We start from the raw sequence: 21,787 nt of genomic DNA on the forward strand, positions 1-21,787 counted from the left end.
TCCCTGGTCCGCCTACTGGCCGAAGGCGTAGGCGAACAGGTGGTCGGTGCCCGTCGAGCCCGTCACCGGCAGCGTGATCGACGCGACCTTCCTGGACGGGTCCAGCGGGACCTTCGTGGCGAAGACGTACGTCCCGACGTTGTCCCGGCCGCCGCCGCCGGTGTTCCGGTAGGCCGTCGTCACGGCGGTCGTGTCGCTCGCGAGCGGCTTGGTGGACCCGCCGTTGAGCGTCCAGTCCGAGAACCCGACCGTCGCCTTCGCGGTGGTGCCGTCGGTGTAGGTGACGGTCAACGTGCCCGAGACCCCGCTGCCGTCGGTCGGCGCGTTGGTCGCGGTGCCGAGCAGGCCCAGTGACGCGCCCGATGTGCCGGCCGGCATGAGGATGCGCTGGCCGGCCATCTCCAGGTTGTCGAGCTGACCGGAGGTCACGGTGGGCCAGGTGTAGGAGATGCCGTCGACCGTGAGAGGGGCGCCGCTGGTGACGCCGGCCGCCGACAGCGCGTTCTGCGAGAACGCCCAACCGCCGTCGTCGAAACCGCCCGAGAAGTGGGTGCCGTCGGGGTAGACGCCCTCGTTGGTGTCGTACGGCCACAGAGCACCGGCCTTGGCCACGGCCACCCGGAGGGTCGCCCCGCTCAGTGCCGCGCCGGTGCCGTGGTCGGTCAGCGCGAAGGCGACCGGGAACGTCCCCTCGCTCGCGCCCGCGGCCACGTGGACCTTCGCCTCGGCGCTGCCCGAGGCGGGCACCGTCAGCGAGCCGGACGCCGTGTCCAGCGTGACGCCGGAGGGCGCCGTCGCCTTCCAGTCGACCGTGACGGCCGCGGCGCCGAGGTTGGTGAGGTCGAGCGTGCCGTCACCGGACATGCCCGGCTGGAGCACCAGGCCGTCGCTGGAGGGACCGGTCGCGGCCAGCACCCGGCCGCCGCCCGTGGTGTCCGACGGCGGTGCCGCCGACGGGTCGGACGCCCAGGAGGTGTCGGGCTGGGTGCCGAGCGTGAAGTCGAGCGTGCCCGCGCCCTTGAACTGCTGGTACGTCAGCCAGGAGGACTTCCACTCCTTGCCCCTGACATCGAGCGCGTGCACGTACGGCGCCTGGGGCGCGGCCTGCGGCGCGTTGATCCGCACCGTCTTCCCGCCCGCGAAGGTCACCTGCGCCACCGGGAACACCGGGCTGCCGAGCGCCAGGGTGTCCGTGCCCGGGGTCTCCGGGTACATGCCGAGCTCGGACCACACGTACCAGGAGCTCATCGCGCCGAGGTCGTCGTTGCCGAACGAGCCGACCGGAGCGTTGAAGTACAGCTTCTGCTGGGCCTCGCGGACGGCTGCCTGGGTCTTCCACGGCTGCCCCGTGTAGTCGTACTCCCAGGGGATCTCCACGCTGGGCTCGTTGCTCAGGTCGGCGTTGGTGTTGCCGGGGGCGGTGATGTTGTCGAGGAGGCCGTCCAGGTACGACGAGTACGCCTGGTCGCCGCCGCGTGCCTGGACGAGCTGGCGCAGGTTGAACGGGACCATCGGCGTGTACTGGGCGGACGTCCCCTCCACGAAGCCGTTGGAGGTGCCGGGGGTGAAACCGCCCGCGAACCGGCCGTCCTTGTTCTTCGCCTGCATGTAGCCGGTCTGCGGGTTGAAGACGTTCATCCAGTCCTGGGCGCGGGTGGCGAACTTCTCGTAGACGGCCCTCTTGCCCAGCGACTTCGCGAAGGCGGCGAGGGCGTAGTCGGCGGAGTCGTACTCCAGCTGGGTGGAGACCGGGCCGTAGAAGTTGCAGCAGCCGAAGTCGTTCTCGTCCAGCGGGAGATAGCCCTTCGCGTCCCGCACCGACTCGCCGGGGCGGTCGTTGTTGGGGACGGTGGCCTCGTGCTGGAGGGCCGCGAGCGCCTTGTCCGTGTCGAAGCCCGTCGCGCCGAAGGCGTGCGCGTCGGCGATGATTCCGGCGGCCGGGTCCCCGACCATCACGTAGCTCTCGCCGTTGTTCGAGGCCCACTTGGGCAGCAGACCCGTCTGGTCATAGCCGCTCAGCATCGAGGTGACGACGTCACCGGCGACCTTGGGCTCGACCATCGCCATCAGCTGGGTCTGGGAGCGGTAGGTGTCCCAGCCGGAGTAGTTGGCGTACTGCGCCTGCTGCCCCGTGGCCAGCTTGTGGACCTGGTCGTCCATCCCCATGTACTGGCCGTTGTCGTCGGAGAGGACGTTCGGGTGCAGCAGCGCGTGGTAGAGCGCCGTGTAGAACTGCACCCGCTGGTCCGCGGAGCCGCCACCGATCCGCACCTTGCCCAGTACGGCGTTCCAGGCGTCGTGGTTGGCCTGCTCGACGGCGTGGAGGTTCCACTGCTTGATCTCGGTGGCGAGGTTGTCCGCCGCGCCCGCGTCACTCGTGTACGAGACGCCGACCTTCGCGCTCACCGACGGGTCGGCGGAGGTGTCGAAGGTCAGGTACATGCCGTTCGCCCCCGTCGTGGGGGGCTGGGCGGCCTTGCCCGCGCCGGCCGAGCGGGGTGCGGCGCCGCCGCTCGCGGCCGGGGAGGGCGCGGTGGAGGCCTTGTCGCCGCTCCCGTGGACCGTCGGGGCCGGCTTCGCGGGGACGGTGAAGTGCTTCTCCTTCAGCGGGGCCGACCGGGGAGCCTTCAGGTTCTGCCGTGCCCGGCCCGCCGTCAGCGACGTCGCGCCGGGGTTGACCGTGCCGCCGACCCAGGTGCCGCTCGCGGTGAACGGCCGGTCGAACATGACGTCGAAGTGCAGCGTGTACCGGTTGTTCGCGCCGCAGAAGTGACCGCTGTCGATCGCGCCCCTGATCTCCTTGTCGTTGACCACCTGGACGCGGGTTCCGTCCACCTGCGTGGCGCCGCCGCTGAGCTTGAAGAGCAGGTTCGCCTGCGCACCCGCGGGGAAGGTGAAGGTGCCCAGGCCGGCGCGGGTGGTGTCGGTCAGCTCGGTCCTGACCCCGCTCGCGTCGGTGACCTTGTAGGAGCCGATGCCTGCCTGCTCGTCGTGGTGGCTGAAGCCGACGGAGGCGTTGCCGAGGTCGCCCGGCAGCGCGCCGGTCACCGGCAGGACGGGCAGGTCGCCCGCGACGGGGCAGCCGGGTCCCGAGACATGGGTGAGGCTGAAGCCGGAGATCTTGTTGTCGTTGTACTCGTAGCCGCCGCCGTCGGCGCGGTCGGGCGTCGTGTCCGGCCCCCACTGCACCATGCCGGCCGGCATGTCGGGGCCGGGAAAGGTGTCCACCGCACCGGAGGTGCCGATGAGGGGGTTGACGAGGGACGCGGGGTCCTTCACGAGGGCCGGTGTCGCGCTCGCGGCATACGCGCTCCCGGTCGCCGGAAGGGGGAGGGCGGCCAGGCCCAGGACCGCGACCACGGCCAGGCGTTGGCGGAATCTCTTTCGGTCACGTGGCGCGGCTGAACGTCGGGGTCTCACCATCGGTTGCCTCCGCAGCGGTTCGTGCTTCGCACATCAGGTGCAGGCGCGCCGAAGAAGGCCGGAGCGCCGACGACAGGCAGCGGTTCCGGCCGCGCCCCGCACGGCCTGACAACGTTGCCATGCACGAGTGTTGAGTGAAACGCGTGTGCTTGCGGCGTGTCAACGAGGTCAACAAGACTTTCTGCGCGCGAAGTTCACCGCCGGGCGCGTCCGGTCGCGCTGTCGCGCGCCGGCCACGGCGAGCCGCCATGACGGCGCGTCCCACCGGCCGACGCGGGTGCCCGCTAACACGAACCACCTCACGGCGTTCGCAGCGACACACTGTCGGCGTGGGGTGAGCAGCCGTCAGAGATCATTCGGAAGGCCTAATCGTCATTCAATATGCCTTCTTTTTCGGTCACTTCACTTCCTGACCGAGCGACAGAAAGGGCCGCATATAACCCGATCGGCCTCCATCGCGAATTTCCCGAAATGCCCGATGTGACAGCCGTGAGTACGTTTGATCGCAGTCGGCTGACGAGCCGACGTCTCCGAGATATCCAGACAGGAGAAGCGACATGAAGCTCGCTCGTTCCACCATGGTGACCGCCGCTGCCGGAGCCGCCGCGGCACTCGCCGTCACCGGCATCACCTACGCCTCGGCGGCCTCCGCCCCGGCGCCCCAGGCGGCCCCGGCGGCCGTCGCCCCCGCCGCGGAGGCGCCCTTCGGCGGCGACTCCGGGCAGGGCAAGAACAACAGCAACAACAACAACAGCAACAACAACAACGAAGGCAAGGGCAACGAGGGCAAGGGCAACGAAGGCCGCCGCGAGGAGGGCCGGGGCCACGAGGAGCGCCACGAGGAGGGCCGCATCCTCGTCAACGAGCGGTCCTACTCCGCCCGCCCCGGCGACTGCATCACCGTGATCAGCGGCCTGGGCGCCAAGACCCTCAACGTCCGCAACGACAGCCACAAGCGCGTGGAGGTCTTCCGCGGGGCCGTCTGCGACAACGGCGCCCCCATCGCCACCGTCGGCGCGTTCAGCACCAGCTTCGGCGTCGACGACCTCCACGTCAAGGACGGCGTCCACGTCAAGGACGGCATCGTCGCCAGCTTCCGCGTGGACTGCGACCACGAAGGCGGCCGGGGCGAAGGCGGCCGCGGTGAAGGCGGCTGGGGCGACGGCGGCTGGGACGACTGACCGGACGGCGGCAGCACAGGATGAGGCCCCGGCCCGCCGCAATCGGGCCGGGGACCCCGATCCCCACCATTGTCCGACAACCCGCACACTCTCCCCGCACCACCGGGCCCGGACACCAGGCTCACGCCCTGGTGCCCGGGCCCGCGCCCGCCCGCCAACAGCCCGACTAACCTGGGCATTTACACCCCGGGCGCCTCGCGCCGGCACATCCGGGCGCGTTCTCGCCACCCGATTCGCTCCCGGCGTTTCCCCCGCCCCGAACGAGTCAGAAGAGGCGAGGACGTCGGCGATCCCGGAGTTGGTCATGCCCCGGGCCATCAGCGTGAGGACCTCCGTCTCACGGCGGGTGAGTCCGTGCGGGAGTTCCCGGTCGGCGGCGTCCGGCCGCGGAGGCGGGACGACCCTCACCCGCGCCCTCGGCCTCGCCGTACGAGCGGTGACGGCCGGACACCGAGCGCCGCGGCCGAGTGGCGTCCCGCGGCCCCCGTCGCGTACGTGCGGCCGATCCCCTCACCCGTCCCGCTCGGCGAGTTCGATCTCGGCCCAGATGGTCTTCCCGCCCTCATGGTGCCGGGTACCCCAGCGCTGGGCGAGCTGGGCGACGAGCAGCAGACCGCGGCCGCCCTCGTCGTAGGTGCGGGCCCGGCGCAGATGCGGGGCGGTGCCACTGCCGTCGGAGACCTCGCAGATCAGCGCCGTCCCGCGGATCAGCCGCAGTTGGACGGGCGGCTGGCCGTAGCGGATGGCGTTCGTGACGAGTTCGCTCACCACCAGCTCGGCGGTGAACGCCGCGTCGCGCAGGCGCCAGGCGTCCAGCCGGGCCAGCACCTGTGCACGGGCGTCGGCCACCACCGCCGGATCGGAGGGCAGGTCCCAGGTGACGACCCGGTCGGCGGCGAGCGCCCGGGTCCGCGCGACGAGCAGGGCGACGTCGTCCTCGGGCCGCGCGGGCAGCAGCGTCCGGATCAGCTCGTCGCACACCCTCTCCAGCGGCCGGGCGGCGGACCGGCCGAGGCCCCGGCGCAGGAGCTCCAGACCCCGGCCCAGGTCGTGCCCGCCGCCCTGGACCAGGCCGTCCGTGTACAGCGCGAGCAGGCTGCCCGGGGGCACGTCCCACTCGACGGTCTCGAAGGGCAGACCCCCCACCCCGAGCGGAGGGCCGGGCGGCAGGTCGACGAAGCCCGCCGTACCGTCCGGGGTGACGGCGACGGGCGGCGGATGGCCGGCGGTGGCGGCGGTGCAGCGGCTGGAGACCGGGTCGTGGACCACGTACAGGCAGGTGGCGATGAGACCGGTGGGGACGTCGAGGTCGACCTCGTCGTACGCGGTGCACTCCTCGGTCGCCAGGTGGGTGACCAGGTCGTCGAGGTGGGTGAGCAGTTCGTCGGGAGGAAGGTCGACGTCGGCCAGGGTGTGCACCGCGGTCCGCAGCCGTCCCATGGTGGCCGACGCCCGCAGCCCGTGGCCCACCACGTCGCCGACGACCAGCGCGACCCGGGCGCCCGAGAGCGGGATCACGTCGAACCAGTCGCCGCCCAGCCCCGCCCGGGTGCGGGCCGGAAGGTAGCGATGAGCCGCCTCGACCGCCTCCTGGGCCGAGAACCGGCTCGGCAGGAGGCTGCGCTGCAGGGCCAGCGCGGTGCCGCGTTCGAGGGTGTACCGGCGGGCGTTGTCGATGGACACGGCGGCGCGGGCGGCGATCTCCTCGGCCAGGAGCAGGTCGTCGTGCGAGAAGGGCTCCTCGCGCCGGTGCCGCACGAGAACCGCCACACCGAGGGTGATGCCGCGGGCGCGCAGCGGCACGACCATGATCGAGTGGATCCCGAACCCGCGGACCACTTCGGCCCGGTCGGGATCGGCCCGCCCCCACTCCCTGATCGCCGCGTCCTCGCTGCGGTGCAGGGAGGGCGTGCCCGTGGCCAGGCAGCGCACGGGTGGTGCGGACTCGGGGTAGTCGTCCACGGCTCCCGGTGCCCGCACCGCCTCGGGCACCCCGGGCAGCACGGACTGCTGCGCCATGCGCCGCAGCGGGACCGTGCCCGTCCCGGTCGGCCTCGGCTCGACTCCGCGGCACAGCGAGTCGAGCAGGTCGACGGTGACGAAGTCGGCGAGCCGGCCCACCGTCACGTCGGCCATCTCCTGGGCCGTGCGCATCACGTCCAGGGTGCTGCCCACCTGTGCGCTGACGTCGTTCAGCAGCGCGAGCCGCTCCCGGGCCAGATGCTGTTCGGTGACGTCGAGGGCGGAGACCTCCAGGTGCCGCACCTGCCCCGCCGGTGCGGTGAGCGGGGACACGGTGACGGACCAGACCTTCTCGGGTCCGTCCGGCCGGGCTCTGCCCCGGGCGTGGAACTGCTCCGCCCGTCGCGAGCACCCGGCCCATGCCTTCCTCGACCCGGTGGCAGAGGTGGGGCGGCAGGATGTCGGTGACGCGCCGGCCGCGCATCCGCTCCTCGCTCAGTCCGAGTTCCCGTACGGCACCGGCGCTCGCCCGTACGGCCCGCAGCGCGTGGTCGTACAGCATCACGGGCAGATGGCACTGGGTGAACGCCTCGTCGGCCGTCACCAGGTCCGGCGGTGAGTGCTCCGGTGACGTCACCACGAGGAGCCGCTGGGCGCGGCCCGTACGGTCGACCGACGGATAGGCCCGCACCCGCGCGGGCACCGGCCGGCCGTCCCGGTGCCGGAGCAGGGCCGTCGTGCCGGCCGGGCTCAGGTCCGGGAGGCCGTCGCTGCCCGCGTCCGGGGCGATCAGACGGGTGACCGGGCTGCCGACGGCCTCCTCGCGGGGGTAGCCGAGCAGGCGCTCGGCGCCCGTGCTCCATCCCGTCACGATTCCCCGGTCGTCGACGACCGCCGTGGCCGGGTCCGCCGGACCGGGCGGTGCGGCACGGCTCCCGCCGAGGGGGGTGGCATCGCCCATGCCGGTCACCGCCCGTTCCGCCCGCTCGGACACCGTGGCCCCGGGCACCGTCGCGGAGGCCGAGGAGGCCGACACGACGGGACGCCCGGGGCGGCCGGTCCCGCCGCGTCGGCCTCCTGCCTCACCTCTACCGTTTCCATCGTTCTCCACTCGCCCGCGGGCGTCTCGCCGAGGACCTCCGAGGATCAAGGAGCCTCGCCCGTCGCCCCAGCACGGGGGCGGGGCCCGGCTGCCGGCGGGCACCATTCGAAGAGCAGGATGGTCACGTCGTCCCGCAGTTGGCCGCGCTGGTAGTCGAGGACGGCGTGGATGAGCAGCCGCAGCGCCTCGGCCGGGTGCTGGCCGGCGGCGTTGGAGCGGATGACGAAGTCGGTGAACCGGTCGAGGCCGAACTCCGCACCGTCCGCGCCGCGCGCCTCCACGACACCGTCGGTGTAGAGAAGGACGCAGTCGCCCGGTGCCAGTGTGGTCTCGTGGACCTGCCGTGCTGCCGGGGCGAGCGGGCCGGCCAGACCGATCGGCGGCTGCGGCGGACTGTCCAGCGCCCCGGCGAGCACCCGCTCGGCACGGATCAGCAGCGGCGGAGGGTGCCCGCAGTTGACCCAGTGCAGCACCCCGGTCTCGGCGTCGAGCCGGCACAGCACGCCGGTGCAGAAGTGGTCGGGCAGCCAGCGGGCGAGCGCCTGGTCGACGGAGCCGACGACATCGGCCAGGTCACCACCGCCCCGGCGGGCGTTGCGCGCCGCCGCCATGGCGACCGACGTGCTCAGACCGGCGGTCAGATCGTGCCCCATGGAGTCGAGGATCATGGTGTGCAGCACGTTCTTGACCACCGAGTGGTCGAAGGCGTCACCGGCGATGTCGTACGCAGGCTCCAGGACCGCGGTCGAGACACATCTGCGGCTGCCCACGGTGTGCGGGGGCAGGAAGGCCCGCAGCATCCCGGCGGGCAACCCCATCGGCACGGTGCGGGTGCGGGCGGCGAGCCAGTCGCCGTAGGCGCGCTTGGAGGTGACCAGCATCGCGAAACAGATGGGACAGCATCCGGCATCGGCGCATCCGGACCCGGTCGAGCGAGGCGGCCCGCACCGCCAGTACGCCCAGCCGCTCCGCGCCGTCGACCAGAGGCATCCAGACGATCACGCGGCCGTCGCCGCCCACGACCCGGGGGGAGACCGAACGGTAGGCCCAGCCGGCCGGCGAGCGGTCCACCGGCAACGGCTGCAAGGCCTCGTCCAAGGGGACGAGCAGCCGTTGTTGCAGGTCGACGAGGTAGATCAGCGCGGTGTCCAGGCCGAGGGCCGAGGCGCACCGGTTCGCCAAGGCCGACAGTTCGAAGGGCAGGGCCGACTGCGCCTCGATGACCAGCCGCTCCAGCAGATCCTCGTCGACGGCGGTGCCGGCACCGGAGGACGCGTGCGGCGGATCCGACAGGGTCATCACCCCTTCCGCGCCCAGTCTCACACCGCTGCCGTCCTCGCACAGGTCAGGCAGCACGACCACGGCGGGCAGGAGCGGCGGCCAGGGCGGTCAGCCGGTGTCCGCGCAGCCGAGCGACTGGCCGCCGAGCCGCATGATCACCATGTGTCCGGCATGTCCGGGAACCGGTCCCCGCACCGCAGCTCGAACCAGACGCTCTTGCCGGTGGCCGTCCGCCTGCTGCCCCAGGCGTCCGCGAGCAGGTCGATCAGTTCCGTGCCGCGGCCGCCCTCGGCGTCCGCGGCGGCGACGCCGCGCACGGGGCCGCCGGACTCGGTGTCCTCGACCTCGCACAGCAGCCGGCCCTCGCGCAGCCGGAGATTGAGCCTGAGCGGGCCCCGCGTATGGCGCAGGGCATTGGTGACCAGCTCGCTGACCAGCAGTTCCGCGGTGTCGGCGAGGTCGGTCACGGCCCAGTCACTCAGCTGCGCGGTCACCAGCCGCCGGGCTCGGCCCGCCGAGGTGAGTTCCCGGTGCAAGGGCCAGGAGGCGTCCCAGGGGGTGGGGCGGCCGCGGGGCGCGTCCAGCGGACGCAGCGGTGCCAGCGTGCGCGACCACATGGCCCACTGCCTGGCGAACCACGACGGTGCGGCACCGCGAGACGACCCGCTCTCCTGGTGACGGGCGAGGGGACGGCCGACGGGACGGCCGATGGCGTCGGTGGCCATGGCGATCAATCCTTCTGGGGCTGACGGTGAGCGGCCCACCGGGTGCGCGCCGGGCTCGGGCCGGACGCGTGTACGTAGCAACCGCTACATACAAATATAGACGTAATGACTGCTACAGTAAAGAGCGCTCCAAAATTCTCAAAAGTAAGTAATCGGTCATCGGAAGCGTCCGTCACGCATCCAGGAGCCCCCATGCCTCGCCCACCCGACCCGGCCAAACGGCGCGCACTTCTCGACCGTGTCCGCGCGTACGTACTGCGCAACGGCGTCACCGATCTCTCCCTGCGCCCGCTGGCCCAGGCCCTGGGCACCAGCGACCGCATGCTCCTGTACTACTTCGGCACCAAGGAACGCATGATCGCCGAAGCGCTCGCGCTCTACGAACGCCGCCCCCTCCTCCGCGTCCGCACCACGCTCGACACGACCGGCTCCCCCACGGACCCCGCGGGCCTGCGCCGTCTCCTGGAGGAACTGTGGCGGCAGTTCGGCGAACCCGACGTACGCGCCACGCTCCCCCTCTTCCTGGAGGTCATGAGCACCAGCGTGCTCCACCCGGACCGCTACGGACCCGTCATGCGAGACATCGTCACCGAGTGGACGGACCTGCTCACGTCGATCCTGCACGGCCTGGGCATGGACCAGGACCGGGCCCGGACCCAGGCCACCCTCCTCACCGACGCCTGCCTCGGCCTCCTGATCGCCCCCCTGGCGAACGGCCACTGGGCACAGGCCGACACCGCCTTCCACACCCTCCTCGACACCCTCGAACCCGGCTGGCACACCTGACCTGAGAGGGCATCAGAGAGCTTTCATCTCCGTTCAGTTGGGGCGAACTCTTACCTGACACACACCCATCACATGTCAATGTCTCTCTAAAATCTCGGCATGGGCATCCTCATACCTCGGCTCGCCCCGTCACTGGTGTGCGTGCTGACCTTCGCCGTGATCTTCTTCTCTCTGTCCAAGATCCTTCTCCCCCGGATCGACAACGTGCTCGCCGAACGCCGGGACGCCATCGACGGTCGGCGGGAACAGGCCGAGCGGGCGGCGATCGAGGCCGGTGAGGTGCTCGCCACGTACCGCGAGGAACTGGCGGACGCCCGACACGAGGCGGCTCGCCTGCGTCAGGAAGCGCTGGAACAGGGCGCTCAACTGGTCGCCGAGATGCGCGCCGAGGCACTGCGGGAACGCGAGGCGATGATCACCGAAGCGCGGGCCCGGCTCGCGGCCGACCGGGAGACCGCGAAGACAGAGCTGCACGGTGTCGTCGTGTCGTTGGCCACGGAGCTGGCCGGCCGGGTGGTCGGCGAGTCCCTCGACGGGGTCGTCGGTGAAAGCGACGTCGTGGACCGCTTCTTCTCGGACGTCGACGACCGCAGCGCGGCACGTCTGCCGTAGTCCCGCCGACTGCGTGGTCACCAGCCGTGACCGCCGCTGGTGTGGAACAGGGCCAGGCCGGCCGTGACCACGATGAGGAGCTGCGAGAGGCGGACGGGGCAGAACAGCGCCGCCAGCGCGCAGGCAAGAGCCGCGTACCACGGCATGGACCATGGTGCCGCGATGATCCAGGCGAAGGAGAGCACGAAGGGGACGGTGACGACGACCGGGGCCTCCGCCGGTACGTGCCGGTGGAGTACGAGGGCCAGCCCGAGCATCAGCACGGGCCACAGAACGCTGACGCTCGCCGCGGCCGCGGCCGGCCCGACGACAGCGGTCGCACCGTGTTGGAACACGCCCCACAACGACGGCATCGACACCATGTGCGAGGCTTTGGAGAGCGGGTCCAGGGCATGCAGGCCGTACATGCCGTAGAGCACCGCCACCACCAGCGTGGCCGCTCCCACCACGCCGGCCGCCCGCAGCCAGGCGCCGCGTCGGAGCAGCAGCCAGATCACCCCGGCACCGAGCAGCGCGGCACTGACCTTGACGCCGCAGGCCAGGCCGACGAGGCCGCCGATGGTCAGGTCCCGGCGCCTGCCGCCGATGCTGCGCGCCATGTGGACCACGCAGACCGCCAGGACGGCGACGAGGGTGTCCAGGTGCCCGCCCCCGACCAGCACCCCGATCAGCAACGGATTGGCGCTCCACAGGAGCGCGGCCCGGACCGGATCGTCGGCCGTCCGCATCAGCAGGAGGCCGACGCCGAGGAAGACGGCCGCGTTCGCGAGCATCAGCACCCATATGGTCAGCCACGGCTGGTTACCGCCCACGCACGCGGCAGCGGCTTGCCACCACGTTGCGACCGGCCCGTACACCGACGGGGAGTTCCGCCAGGCGTCGCCGACCAAATGCGCGTAGGCCCCGCCCAGTTGGGCGGGGGTCGTCACGTACGGATCACCACCGAGAGCGGCGATACGACCGTAGGCGGCGTAACTCGCCGCGTCGGAGGAGCCGACCGGGGTGAGGTTCGCGAAGAGGAGCACGGCCAGCGCGCCCACGCGGAACAGAGTTCGGGGATCGGGACTCCACCCTCGGCCGTGCGCGTGGAGCAGACCGAGCGTTCCTCCGCACGACAGCACGACGGCGGCGGCCATGGCCGCCTCGGAGACGGTGCCGGGCATGGCGGGCAGCCGGAGCCAGGTGATCGGCGCCCTCAGCGTGTTCGGGTTGGGCGCGCTCGCACCGACCAGCGCGAACAGGAGGACGCCTGCCCCCGCCGCCCACAACGCGGCGCGCGGCCGCGGCCGGCCGTCTCCCGTCCGAGCCGTGTACCCGGCTGTCCTCCTGCCCTGGGCCAGAGGTCGCAGAGTCCAGTCGTTGTTGTTGATCGTCAAGGTCGGCCTCTGGGTCGCACTCGGGTCATGGCTCTTTCACACACGGGCGATCGGGAACTGCGCCTCCCCCCACGGCAGCACATGTCTCGGCAGCTCAGTGACCGGTCCTCTCCGTCAGCTCGCGGCGGGGAGGTGCGACGGCGATCCGGCAGACCGGACGTGCCGCCGTCACCCATGGCCCCACCGCACCCACCGATACGGGCACCACGGCAGCTTTCCACACGGCCGGCCGCATCAGCTCGCACCCGCAGAGGTCTGTCGGCACGGCTGCACCCGTGGACGGGTGGGCTCTCGGCAGGCACTGCCGGACGGCGACGCAGGGCTCGGCGACGACACGCGCTCCGCTCCGGGAATTCGGACTGATATTCACCGGATTACCCCGGATCGCGCATATCGCCCAGGTCATCACACGCGTCGGAGCTGTTCGATCGTGAGGTGTCCGGCTCCCGGGACGGTGACGTCCCCGGTGCACACAGACCGCGTCGGTGAAGTAGATCAGCCATGGTGCGACTGTAACCACACGGGCGAAGCCCCCACCGACCTGGCCTCGAAACCCGGCGATCGCGAGCAGCGGCGCGACGAGGGCCCCGAGACGGTCGCCCGCACGCGCGGCGGGGACGAACGCCTCTCCGGCCGGGGTGAGGGGCCGCTTGCGGTCGGGCAGGGCTCCGTCCCACGCGGAGGCGACGGGCTTCGGTCGTCCCCGCATCGTATGCGGCCCCCGCGGCCGGCGAAGGGGCCCGGCTCAGCGGCCGGCGGCCGTCGCCTGACGCGCGGCTGACGTCGGCTCCTCGTGGCCGTCCGTGCCGAGCGCGGCCAGGATGTCCTCGACGCTCTGCCTGGCATCGCCGAAGAGCATGCCGCTGTTCTCGCGGAAGAAGAGCGGATTCTGTACGCCCGCGTATCCGGAGGCCATGGAGCGCTTGAACACCACGACCTGCTCCGCCTCCCAGACCCGCAGCACCGGCATGCCCGCGATGGGGCTCGCCGGGTCCTCGGTCGCGGCCGGGTTGACGGTGTCGTTCGCGCCGATGACCAGCACGACCGAGGTACCGGCGAAGTCGTCGTTGATCTCGTCCATCTCCAGGACGATGTCGTAGGGGACCTTCGCCTCGGCCAGCAGGACGTTCATGTGTCCGGGCAGGCGCCCGGCGACGGGGTGGACGCCGAACCGGACCTCGACGCCCCGTGCGCGCAGCCGGCGCGTCAACTCCGCCACGGGGTGCTGGGCCTGGGCGACGGCCATGCCGTAACCGGGGGTGATGATCACCGAGCGGGCCCGGGCCAGCATCCCGGCCACCTCCGCCGCCCGCACCTCCCGGTGCTCGCCCTGCTCCTGCGCACGGCCCGACGGCGCCTCGATGCCGAATCCGCCCGCGATGACGGAGAGGAAGGATCGGTTCATCGCCCGGCACATGATGTAGGACAGATAGGCACCGGAGGAGCCCACCAGCGCGCCCGTCACGATGAGCAGGTTGTTGTCGAGCAGGAAGCCGGCCGCGGCCGCCGCCCAGCCCGAGTAGCTGTTCAGCATGGAGACGACGACGGGCATGTCACCGCCGCCGATCGCGGCGACCAGGTGCCAGCCGAGCGCCAGCGCCAGCACGGTCACCGTGATCATCAGCGCCAGGTTCGGGCGAAGCGTGAACCAGGCGGTCAGTGCGACGAAGGCGCCGAGCGCGCCGAGGTTCAGCGCGTTCCTCCCCGGCAGCGTCAGCGGACGGGACGTGATGCGCGCCGAGAGCTTCAGGAACGCGACGATCGAGCCGGTGAAGGTGACCGCGCCGATGAAGACGCCGATGAACACCTCGGCGTGGTGGATGCCCAGCAGGTCGGCACCGATCCGGGTCTGCGCCCTGCCCTGCGCTTCCACCTCCAGGTAGCTGTTCCAGCCCACCAGCACCGCGGCGAGGCCGACGAAACTGTGCAGCACCGCGATCAGTTCGGGCATCTGCGTCATCTCGACACGCCGGGCCCGCCACAGGCCGACCGCGCCGCCGAGCGCCATCGCCACCACGATCAGGGTCACCGCGCCGGCGGTGATGCTCCGCGCCGCGAGCACGACCGTGGCGACCAGCGCGAGGACCATGCCGGCGATGCCGTAGACGACCCCGGCGCGGGAGGTGCGGTGCTGGGACAGGCCCGCCAGGCTCAGGACGAACAGCAGCGCGGCGACCAGGTCGGCGGCGTGGGACGCCGTCAGTGAAGTCATCTCGGCTCAGCCTTTCGAGAACATCGACAGCATGCGGCGGGTGACGGAGAAACCTCCGAAGATGTTCACGCTCGTCAGCAGGATCGCCACGAAGGCGAGCGCGGTGACGATCCGGTTCTCGTGCCCGATCTGCAGCAGGGCGCCGATCACGACGATCCCGGAGATCGCGTTGGTCACCGACATCAGCGGCGTGTGCAGCGCGTGGTGCACCTTGCCGATGACGTAGTAGCCGATCACGACCGCCAGGGCGAACACCGTGAAGTTTCCGGCCAGTTGGGCGGGGGCGAAGGCCACCAGCAGGAACAGGGCGAGCATGCCCAGCCCGATCAGGCCGTAGCGCCGACCGGGCGTCAGCCTCGGTCCCCTCGCCTCGGGTTCGCGCTCGGCGGGCACGGTCTGCGGCGACCCGGCCGGCGCGGCGGGTGCGGCCGAGACCGCCACGGGCGGCGGCGGCCAGGTGACGTCGCCGCCCCGCACCACGGTCACGGCCCGTTGTACGGCGTCGTCGAAGTCGATCGTCAGCCGCCCGTCCCCGCCGGGGGTGAGCAGCTTCAGGAGGTTCGCCAGGTTGGTGCCGAAGAGCTGCGAGGCCTGGGCGGGCAGCCGGGAGGCGAGGTCGGTGTAGCCGATGACGGTGACACCGTTGTCGGTGACGACCGCACGCCCGGGCACGGTGCCCTCGACGTTGCCGCCCTGGGCGGCGGCCATGTCGACGATGACGCTGCCCGGCTTCATGACCGCCACGTCCGCCGCCGTCAGCAGGACCGGCGCCGGCCGGCCCGGGATCAGCGCGGTGGTGATCACGATGTCCACGTCCCCGGCCTGCTCGTGGTAGAGCTCGGCGGCGGCGCGATCATAGTCGGCGGAGGTCGCCCTGGCGTAGCCGTCGGTGCTCGCCTCCTGGACCACGTTCACCGGGAGGTACTCGCCGCCCAGCGACTTCACCTGCTCCGCGACCTCGGGCCGCGGGTCGGTGGCCCGCACGATCGCGCCGAGGCTGGAGGCGGCGCCGATCGCCGCGAGACCGGCCACGCCCGCACCGGCGACCAGCACCTTCGCCGGCGGCACCTTGCCCGCCGCGGTGACCTGGCCGGTGAAGAACCGGCCGAAGACGTGGGCGGCCTCGATCACCGCCCGGTACCCGGCGATGTTCGCCATCGACGACAGTACGTCCATCGACTGGGCGCGTGAGATGCGCGGCACCGCGTCGAGCGCCAGCGCGGTCACCCCGGCATCCGCCAGTGCCCGCAGCAGTTCGGGCTGCTGTGCCGGGGCCAGCAGGGCGATCACGGTGGCGCCGCCGCGCAGCCGGGTGATCTCCGTGTCGGAGGGAGCGTTCACCTTCAGGACGACATCCGCGTCCCAGGCCTGGCCGACAGCGGCGCCGGCGTCGAGGTAGGCCTGGTCGCCGAAGCCGCTGGCCGCGCCGGCCCCGGACTCCACCACCACCTCGTAGCCCAGGCCCAGCAGGTGACGTACCGTCGACGGCGTCGCCGCGACCCGTGTCTCCCCGGACAGGGACTCGACCACGACGCCGACGCGCTGGGGCGGGTGTTGAGCAGATTCTTGTGCAGACATGTCTCGTGTTCTCTCCCGGTAGGAGGGTCTGACGGGTATCCGCGGTCAAACGGGCGTCCACAGGACTCGTTCCGTGGACGCGGGCCGCAGGAAACCTACCCCCCGAACCGGGGCGGGCCGACGGACACGGCCCTGGTGTATTTCACTCGGCGGTGCCACCACCACGGCGCCGCACACGTACCACGGTCTCCCAGGACAGGGCGGCGACGGACATCAGGGACAGCAGCAGGTAGAACACGAAGAGCTTGCGCAGGTCGTCGAGGACGTACCAGACCGACGCGGTGGCGCAGAACCAGAAGGCGACCAGTGAACCGGCGCCGCCCTCCTTGCGGCGTGCCGCGCTCGTCAGGCAGCAGGCGGCGGTCAGTGCCAGCAGTGCGGCGATGCCGACGTACGAGTGGGCCCACCCGTCATTGGCGCGCCGCAGTTCCGAGTTGACCGCCACGGCCTCCGCCACGGGACCCCAGCCCACGACGCACGACAGACGTGCCGACCAGGGCAGGGCCACCAGCCCCAGCAGGCCGGCCGCGGAGGCGACCCAGCCGAAGTGGGCCGTTTCCACCACGTGGCCGCGTGCGCACAGCAGCGACAGCAGACACCCCGACAGGGCCAGGACACTGTCGGCCGTGAGGCGCGGCACGAACCCGCGGCCGGGCGCGGCGGGAGTGCCGGGGCGCGTCGCCGGAGGGAGGGGTGAGGGGGCCTGGGCCGTCGGCATGGCGGACCTGGCCAGGGCCTCGGCGAGAGCGGCGCCCATCTGCCGTGCGTCAGCGAATCGTTCCTTCGGATCCTTGCGCAGGGCACGCCGGATCACCTCCTCCACCGCCGGCGGGACCTGCGGGCGGAGCCGGGAGACCGGCTCGGGTTCGGCGAACAGGTGCTGGTGCATGACGGCGAACGGCGATTCCCCGCGGAACGGCGGCTGGCCGGTCAGCAGTTCGTGCAGCAGGCACCCCATCGCGTACAGGTCGGCCCGGTGGTCGATCTCCGCCCCGTTGATCTGCTCGGGCGAGAGGTAGGCGGGGGTGCCTATGGCGGCGCCGCTGCCGGTGATGCGGGTGGCCGTCTCGGTGAAGGCTTTGGCGATGCCGAAGTCGAGGACCTTCACGGCGCCGGGGCCGGTGCGCATGATGTTCGAGGGCTTGATGTCCCTGTGCACGATGCCGTGTTCGTGACTGTGCTGCAGCGCGTCCAGTACGGCACATGCCGTCTCGATCGCCTCGGCGACGTGCAGCGGGCCGTCGCGCAGGACCTCGGCGAGGGTCGTGCCCGGTACGTATTCCATCACCAGATAGGGCCGCGGGCCGTCGGCGTCGGGCTCCTCCCCGACATCGTGGATGGTGGCCACTGCGGGGTGGTTCAGCGCGGCCGCCGCGTGCGCCTCGCGCCGGAAGCGGGCTCGTGACTGCGGATCGTGGGCCAGCGCCGAGGAGAGCAGCTTGACCGCGACAGTGCGGCGCAGCTGCCGGTCCACCCCCCGATGAACCGTTCCCATGCCGCCCTGCCCGAGCCTCTCGACCAGCTCGTACCGGTCACTGAGGACTGATTCCCGCCCCACGCACGCCTCCCCGCTCGTCACAAACCCGAGGAAGCTTACGGCCCTGGCGACGCATCCCACGTGCCGGCGAGGCACGTGGGATGCCCACCACGCCTTGGACGAAGCGAGGTCAGACGTCCTCGACATCGGTGAAGAGGAGCCGCACACCGCCGGTCGCCAGCTCGAAGGCCTTGGCGACGAACGCCGATGCCTCTCCGGTCGTCACGGCCCTGCTGGCCGCGGCGTAGTCGGTGAAGTACATGTCGAGTACGCGATAGGCCGGAGTCGCGCTGCCGTCCTCCTTCGGCCAGACCTTCGCGCTCTCGATCCGCTGGACTCCGGGGATCTTCTTCGCCAGCGCGATCTGCTCGTGGTGACCGGCCTCGAACTCCTCGGGGGATTTCGGGTTCTCGTAGATTGCGGTGATCTTCGTCGGCACTATTCCTGCTCCTTGTCCGTTGCTGTTACTGGGTCTTCCATTTCGCATTCTCGGGGATCGATTTGTCGGGCACGTGGACCTGGATGATGGACGGGCTGTCCGAGTTCTTCAGGGCACCCGTCACGGCAGCCGTCAGCTCTCCGTACGTGCCGACTTCCCATCCTCGGCACCCGAACACCTCCGACAGCCGGCTGTAGTTCCACCGGTGCAGGACACACGGCTTGTAGAACGGCTTGTCGGCATGGAAGACCGACGCATCGCCGAGCCACTGCTCCACGGCGTAGACGCCGTTGTCGATGACGAAGACGATCGGGTTGAGCCTGAAGCGGGTCTGCGTCGAGAGGCATTGGGCGGTCATCTGGAATCCGCCGTCACCCGAGAAGACCACGACTCTCTGGTCGGGCGCCTTCGCCAAGCAGATACCCGTCGCAGCCGCCGCGCCGTAACCGATCGACGAGTAGGACGACTGAGCGATGAACCCGCCCGGCCGTGGCACGTCGAGCAGCAGGCTCCCGAAGTAGTTCATGCTCGCGTCGGCGGCGACGATGGTCTTCCGGTCGATGTACTGCTGGATGAAGTTGTAGAACCCCTGGTACGTGATCACGTCGGACGAGCCCGTGGTCGGCGCGCCACGAGCGGGCTTCTCCGGAAGTTTCCGCGTTTTGGGCGCGACCTTTTGTGCCAGGATGCCGTCCATCAGGTGCTCCAGCGCGACCTGTCCGCCGAAGAAGGTCCCGAGCTTGACCGCGTCGAACGACGCGAACGCGGTCTTGTCGTAGTCCGGCTCCCAGCCGAGCGAGTTGATGTCCGTCAGCCACACGCCGAGGGCCAGCACGAAGTCGGACGTGGCGGCCAGATCCGTGACGGCCGTCGATGACGCCTGACCGTCGAGCACGCCGACGAACAGGGGATCGTCCTCGGAAAGGACGGCCTTGCTGAGGAGTTCCGTGACGAAGGGGACGTTCAGCTGCTGGATCAGACTCATGGCCTTGTCCTGAAGGCCGAGCCGGTCGATCTCCACACCGACCCAGACGAGCGGGTTCTCGGCGCTTTCGAGCCTGGCGCAGATCTGCGCCACCGACTGTTCCAGGCTGGTCTCGTCCGACAGGATCCTGGCCGGCTTCAGAACTCCCCTCGGCGGCTCGCACGTCAAGTCGACCATGTCCTGGAGAAGCTCGATGTAGATCGGGCGCCGTTCGCTGATGCACCGGGTCAGCGCGTAATCTATCAACGTCGGCGCAAGGTCCGGGCTCTCGATGCGTACGGCCGCGACCGTGATGTGCTCGAACGACTGAAGGTCCGTTTCACGTCCGCTGATGAAGTGATGCGCGCTGAAGCCGGTCTGCTCGAAGACGATGGTCTTCTTGATGCTCGGTGTGCCGTTGATCAGCACGAGCGGAACCTTCTCGACATAAGCGCCGGCGACGGCGTTCACGGCGCACAGTGCGCCCGCGGAGTAAGTGACACAGAGCGCCCCGACACCCTTCAGTCGCGCGTATCCGTCCGCCGCGTAACCGGCGTTCACCTCGTTGACTTCCTCGATGATCTCGATGCCGCTCGGCGCCACGTAGCGGTTCAGCCATTCGATCGAGTAGTCGCCCGCGATGGAAAAGAGGTGCCCCAGCCCCAGTTGGCGGAGCCGGTCCACCAGGTACTGCCCTACGGTGCAGGTCTCGTTCATGGTCCGAATGCCTCCGGGGTCAGTAGTCGCTCGCGCCGCCGAACAGCCGGGGCAGGTAGATGTCGAATATCCCCGGGCACTTGCGTTCGGGATACCGCTGGAGCATGAAACCCTTGAAGGCGTCGCCCGTCAGCCCGTTGCCGATCGCCTGCCGGGCGGCCGAGAGGTACTCGATGTTGCGAGCGACCTCGTTCTTGTCGGCCGGCAGGCCGTGGCCCGGCATGAACAGGTCGTAGTCGGACAGCAGCATGTTCTGGAGCACCTGGATCCAGTGGTCCATGTGCTGTGTCAGGTACAGATGGGTGCCGCTGTAGATCAGGTCCTGGGTGAAATAGACTCCCAGATCAGGAAGCCTGATGGTCAGGTGGAAGTCGATTTCTGTCTCTGTCACCCGGTCGAAGAGGTACCTGACCCCGTCGATCGTCTCGGTGCCGGGGCCGACGGCCTGCTTGGGCACGACGATCCGGTCCGGGACGAGGTCGCCGAGTTTCCAGTGGTCGCTCCTCGATGCTTCCCCGTGCTCCTGGATGAAGCTCATGGTCTCGGGCAGCGCGTGGATCGGGACGTCGCCGAACGCCGCCCCGACACCGAACCAGTGGTCGGGGTGCCGGTGGGAAACGTACAGCCGCTCGATCGGCTTGCCGAGGCTGTCCGCGTAGTCCCTGAACGCCCTTGCGTAGGGAACGAGGAACTGCCCGTCGACGAGCACCAGTTGGTTCCTGGTCTCGATGATGTGCGTGGCGTTCGCGATATTGCTGTACGCGAAGGAGGCGACGAAGGTGTGAATACGGACATCGCCCGACTGCTTCACGACCATGATGATGGGATCCGACACCTGGGCTAGCATGCGGCACCTTTCCCGGGCACGTGAGTGGAAGGAGTGATGACCTGCTCCCGCAGTTCCTCCAGTGCGGCCCTCGCGACGTCGTAGGCGCTGTCGACGCCGGGCACCGGGTCGTCCTCGCCGGGCCGCCAGAACCGCCGGCGTGCCATGCGCATGGAGCTGACGAACGGCTCGATCGCGTTGAACACCTCGACGAGGTACGGCCCGCGATACACCGGCTCGATCTCGTTCCGGACGACGTCCCACGGGATCCAGCTGTCCTTCACCGCACCCCGGTCGGGCGCGGAGATGTGGACGTAGTGGAGCCGGTCCCGCCGGACGGCTCGCGCGACGTTGTCCCGCAAGACCGACGGGCCCTGACTCTCCATCACGACCTGTGCGGTGTCGATCGTCACGCCGGCCCCCGAGTGCTCGAAGCCGTCGAGGAAGTCCAGTGCCTCGGAGACCATGTTGGGTGGAGGCGTCTCCCAGCTCTTGACGGGCTCGATGGCGAGCTTCACCTCGCGCGCCGCGGCGTACTCCGCCAGGTCCTCGAAGACGGAACGCGCCGCGCGATAGCGCGACTTCATCCAGTCCTGGAGGGCGTCGCTCCACAGCGGCTCGTCGGCGTCCGTGACCGGGAAGACGCCGTACGGGTAGAGGAACGGCCCCGACATGATCGAGTCCCCGCCCAGGACGCGCGTGATGTCGACGCGTGACGTGAGGTAGGACAGGGCCCGCCTGCGCTGCTCCTCGTAGGGCGACGTCGGGTCGAAGGTCCGCGTGGTCCCGACATTGGTCGTGAACTTCACGTCCTTCAGCCCCGCCTGGTCGAACGCCTTCTTGAGGGCGACGTAGCTGTCGGTTTCGAGCTTGTGGTCGACGGTCGCGGGCTGCGGGGCGATGTGCAGGTCGAAGCCGTCGTAGCCCATGTCGGTGAGGGCCTTCAGATGATTGATCAGGACCGCGGTGTACCGCGCGTCCTGCGGTCTCAGGTCGGCCGTGAACATGAAGAAGCTGAAGAACACGTCCCGTTCGAATGTCTCGTTCATTCCCGGGTCCTCCGTTC

At 70.5% G+C, this 21,787-nt stretch carries 14 protein-coding genes and 3 pseudogenes; 3 read left to right on the forward strand and 14 right to left on the reverse strand.

Features of this window, described 5'->3' with window-relative positions; translation table 11 throughout:
- Positions 1-12 precede the first annotated feature (12 nt).
- The gene (locus tag ACZ4MF_RS12080; RefSeq protein ID WP_467491899.1) at positions 13-3,360 is read right to left on the reverse strand and encodes a GH92 family glycosyl hydrolase; all 3,348 of its coding nucleotides are present in this window, start codon (positions 3,358-3,360) and stop codon (positions 13-15) included.
- 620 nt (positions 3,361-3,980) lie between these two features.
- On the opposite strand from ACZ4MF_RS12080, the gene ACZ4MF_RS12085 reads away from it, so the two are divergent.
- The gene (locus ACZ4MF_RS12085) at positions 3,981-4,604 is read left to right on the forward strand and encodes a hypothetical protein (protein ID WP_467491900.1); all 624 of its coding nucleotides are present in this window, start codon (positions 3,981-3,983) and stop codon (positions 4,602-4,604) included.
- A gap of 285 nt (positions 4,605-4,889) precedes the next feature.
- On the opposite strand, the pseudogene ACZ4MF_RS12090 reads toward ACZ4MF_RS12085, so the two are convergent.
- The 5 genes and pseudogenes from ACZ4MF_RS12090 to ACZ4MF_RS12110 form a co-directional block, all read right to left on the reverse strand.
- Positions 4,890-5,012: pseudogene (locus tag ACZ4MF_RS12090) on the reverse strand (LuxR C-terminal-related transcriptional regulator); the annotation flags it as partial.
- 102 nt (positions 5,013-5,114) lie between these two features.
- Positions 5,115-6,899: an ATP-binding SpoIIE family protein phosphatase gene (locus ACZ4MF_RS12095; protein WP_467491901.1), complete on the reverse strand. Its 1,785-nt coding sequence runs from the start codon at positions 6,897-6,899 to the stop codon at positions 5,115-5,117.
- Between the two features lie 91 nt (positions 6,900-6,990).
- Positions 6,991-7,773, reverse strand: a pseudogene (locus ACZ4MF_RS12100) (PAS domain-containing protein); the annotation flags it as partial.
- Positions 7,713-8,967 (reverse strand): annotated as a pseudogene (locus ACZ4MF_RS12105) (PP2C family protein-serine/threonine phosphatase). The pseudogenes ACZ4MF_RS12100 and ACZ4MF_RS12105, both read right to left, overlap by 61 nt.
- A 137-nt stretch (positions 8,968-9,104) precedes the next feature.
- Entirely contained in the window at positions 9,105-9,674 is a 570-nt protein-coding gene (locus tag ACZ4MF_RS12110; protein ID WP_467491902.1) for an ATP-binding protein, read from the reverse strand.
- 192 nt (positions 9,675-9,866) lie between these two features.
- Here ACZ4MF_RS12110 and ACZ4MF_RS12115 point away from each other — a divergent pair, with 192 nt between their 5' ends.
- Together ACZ4MF_RS12115 and atpF are read left to right on the forward strand one after the other, a co-directional pair.
- Positions 9,867-10,460 carry a TetR/AcrR family transcriptional regulator gene (locus tag ACZ4MF_RS12115; RefSeq protein ID WP_467491903.1) on the forward strand — a complete coding sequence of 198 codons (594 nt, stop codon included), beginning with the start codon at positions 9,867-9,869 and terminating at the stop codon, positions 10,458-10,460.
- A 99-nt stretch (positions 10,461-10,559) separates the two neighbouring features.
- Complete coding sequence (gene atpF / locus ACZ4MF_RS12120) at positions 10,560-11,072, forward strand: F0F1 ATP synthase subunit B (protein ID WP_467491904.1); 513 nt, start codon at positions 10,560-10,562, stop codon at positions 11,070-11,072.
- Positions 11,073-11,089: 17 nt separating this feature from the next.
- On the opposite strand, the gene ACZ4MF_RS12125 is transcribed toward atpF, so the two are convergent.
- The 8 genes from ACZ4MF_RS12125 to ACZ4MF_RS12160 form a co-directional block, all read right to left on the reverse strand.
- Positions 11,090-12,448 (reverse strand): MptA/MptB family glycosyltransferase, encoded by a 1,359-nt coding sequence (locus tag ACZ4MF_RS12125; RefSeq protein WP_467491905.1) that lies wholly within the window; start codon positions 12,446-12,448, stop codon positions 11,090-11,092.
- Positions 12,449-13,193: 745 nt separating this feature from the next.
- On the reverse strand, positions 13,194-14,660 hold the full coding sequence (pntB, locus tag ACZ4MF_RS12130; RefSeq protein ID WP_467491906.1) for a Re/Si-specific NAD(P)(+) transhydrogenase subunit beta: 1,467 nt from the start codon (positions 14,658-14,660) through the stop codon (positions 13,194-13,196).
- A gap of 6 nt (positions 14,661-14,666) precedes the next feature.
- A complete protein-coding gene (locus tag ACZ4MF_RS12135) occupies positions 14,667-16,238 on the reverse strand; it encodes a Re/Si-specific NAD(P)(+) transhydrogenase subunit alpha (protein WP_467491907.1) in 1,572 nt (523 codons plus the stop codon).
- A gap of 142 nt (positions 16,239-16,380) precedes the next feature.
- On the reverse strand, positions 16,381-17,796 hold the full coding sequence (locus ACZ4MF_RS12140) for a protein kinase domain-containing protein (protein ID WP_467491908.1): 1,416 nt from the start codon (positions 17,794-17,796) through the stop codon (positions 16,381-16,383).
- Between the two features lie 109 nt (positions 17,797-17,905).
- Positions 17,906-18,214 carry an EthD family reductase gene (locus ACZ4MF_RS12145; RefSeq protein ID WP_356025641.1) on the reverse strand — a complete coding sequence of 103 codons (309 nt, stop codon included), beginning with the start codon at positions 18,212-18,214 and terminating at the stop codon, positions 17,906-17,908.
- Positions 18,215-18,239: 25 nt separating this feature from the next.
- Positions 18,240-19,895 (reverse strand): alpha-keto acid decarboxylase family protein, encoded by a 1,656-nt coding sequence (locus tag ACZ4MF_RS12150; protein ID WP_467491909.1) that lies wholly within the window; start codon positions 19,893-19,895, stop codon positions 18,240-18,242.
- A 19-nt stretch (positions 19,896-19,914) separates the two neighbouring features.
- Complete coding sequence (locus ACZ4MF_RS12155; protein WP_467491910.1) at positions 19,915-20,730, reverse strand: MBL fold metallo-hydrolase; 816 nt, start codon at positions 20,728-20,730, stop codon at positions 19,915-19,917.
- 5 nt (positions 20,731-20,735) lie between these two features.
- Complete coding sequence (locus ACZ4MF_RS12160; protein WP_467491911.1) at positions 20,736-21,770, reverse strand: sugar phosphate isomerase/epimerase family protein; 1,035 nt, start codon at positions 21,768-21,770, stop codon at positions 20,736-20,738.
- Positions 21,771-21,787: the final 17 nt, after the last annotated feature.

It is taken from the genome of Streptomyces sp. NPDC025793 (assembly GCF_055558375.1).

Excerpts from the sequence above, each read along its gene's own strand:
- ACZ4MF_RS12150 (WP_467491909.1), bottom strand. The coding sequence starts at position 19,895 with ATGAACGAGACCTGCACCGTAGGGCAGTACCTGGTGGACCGGCTCCGC.
- ACZ4MF_RS12135 (WP_467491907.1), bottom strand. The coding sequence starts at position 16,238 with ATGTCTGCACAAGAATCTGCTCAACACCCGCCCCAGCGCGTCGGCGTC.
- ACZ4MF_RS12160 (WP_467491911.1), bottom strand. The coding sequence starts at position 21,770 with ATGAACGAGACATTCGAACGGGACGTGTTCTTCAGCTTCTTCATGTTC.
- ACZ4MF_RS12115 (WP_467491903.1), top strand. The coding sequence starts at position 9,867 with ATGCCTCGCCCACCCGACCCGGCCAAACGGCGCGCACTTCTCGACCGT.
- pntB (WP_467491906.1), bottom strand. The coding sequence starts at position 14,660 with ATGACTTCACTGACGGCGTCCCACGCCGCCGACCTGGTCGCCGCGCTG.
- ACZ4MF_RS12085 (WP_467491900.1), top strand. The coding sequence starts at position 3,981 with ATGAAGCTCGCTCGTTCCACCATGGTGACCGCCGCTGCCGGAGCCGCC.
- ACZ4MF_RS12110 (WP_467491902.1), bottom strand. The coding sequence starts at position 9,674 with ATGGCCACCGACGCCATCGGCCGTCCCGTCGGCCGTCCCCTCGCCCGT.
- atpF (WP_467491904.1), top strand. The coding sequence starts at position 10,560 with ATGGGCATCCTCATACCTCGGCTCGCCCCGTCACTGGTGTGCGTGCTG.